Below are 1,318 nucleotides of genomic sequence, written 5' to 3' on the forward strand. Positions count from 1 at the left end.
CGGCGAGGGCGGTGGCTGGGACGCCGGCGCCCAATCCGCGCCGGCGCGCCAGCCCGCGGCCCCCGCACAGCGTGCGCAGCCGCAGTCGGCGCCTCCCCAGCAGTCGGGCGGCTTCGGCGACTTCGACGACGACATTCCGTTCTGACGAAGGCCCGGAGCGCACCCTGCGCTCCGCGGACCGCCGGGCGGGCGACGCGAAGCGTACGCTCGCCCGTTTCACATCCATGGGCCCGGCAGCGAACCGGCCATTGGGGAGGAGCAATGAAGGACCTGATCCACTACGGCGACGGCGTGCATGCGATCGACTCCGGTTACGGCCGCCCGCAACTCGCCGCCATCCACGTGATCGTCCAGGACGGGCGTGCCGCCGTCGTCGACACCGCGAGCAACGCCTCGGTGCCGCGCATCCTCGGTGCGCTCGCCGCGCTCGGCATCGCCCCCGAGGCGGTGGACTGGGTGCTGCTGACCCACATCCACCTCGACCACGCCGGCGGTGCCGGCAGCCTGATGTGCGCGCTGCCGCAGGCGAGGCTGCTCGTGCATCCGCGCGGCCTGCGCCACATGATCGACCCGAGCAAGCTGTGGGAGGCCACCTGCTCGGTGTATGGTCCCGAGCGCGCGTTCGACCTCTACGGCCAGCTCGTGCCGGTGCCCGCCGAGCGTATCGTGCCGGCCACCGACGGCCTCGAGATCCAGGTGGGCAGCCGCATGTTGCGGGTCTTCGACACCCCCGGCCACGCCCGCCACCACATCTGCATCTGGGACTCGGTCGCGCGCGCCTTCTTCACCGGCGACACCTTCGGGCTGTCGTATCGCGAGCTCGACGTCGACGGCCGCGCCTTCGTCGTGCCGACCACCACGCCGACGCAGTTCGACCCCGAGGGCATGCATACCTCGATCGACCGCATGCTGGCGATGCGACCGCAGGCGATGTACCTCACGCACTACAGCCGCGTGGTCGACGTCGACCGCCTCGGCGCCGACCTCCACCGCCTGATCGACACCATGCTGGCGGTGGCCGAGGCCGCGCGCGGCGACGGCGTCGCCCGCCACGTCGAGATCGTCGCCGGGCTGGAGCAGATCTTCCGCGAGGAGGCCGCGCGCCAGAACTGGGCGCTCGGCGAGGAAGAGACCCTGGAGTTGCTGCGCATGGACCTCGAGCTCAACGCCCAGGGCCTGGGGGTGTGGCTGGACAGCCGCCAGATCAGCGCCGCCGGTGCCTGAGCCTGCCATGAGCGCAGCCGCCACCGACCGCGCGCGCCGCTTCGGCGGCATCGACCGCCTCTACGGCGCCGGCGCGGCCGCGCGCCTCGCCGGC

The 1,318-nt window shown here is 72.8% G+C and carries 1 protein-coding gene and 1 pseudogene; both read left to right on the plus strand.

Going from position 1 to position 1,318, the window contains the following annotated elements; all coding sequences use genetic code 11:
* Positions 1-145 (plus strand): annotated as a pseudogene (locus C667_RS26625) (single-stranded DNA-binding protein); the annotation flags it as partial.
* 116 nt (positions 146-261) lie between these two features.
* Positions 262-1,224: an MBL fold metallo-hydrolase gene (locus C667_RS23020; RefSeq protein WP_004388996.1), complete on the plus strand. Its 963-nt coding sequence runs from the start codon at positions 262-264 to the stop codon at positions 1,222-1,224.
* The last annotated feature ends 94 nt before the right edge of the window (positions 1,225-1,318 follow it).

The organism is Thauera phenylacetica B4P, assembly GCF_000310225.1.
Taxonomy (GTDB): domain Bacteria; phylum Pseudomonadota; class Gammaproteobacteria; order Burkholderiales; family Rhodocyclaceae; genus Thauera; species Thauera phenylacetica.

What these genes read in the sequence shown, in the direction of transcription:
- C667_RS23020 (WP_004388996.1), top strand. Translation starts at nt 262, where the DNA reads ATGAAGGACCTGATCCACTACGGCGACGGCGTGCATGCGATCGACTCC.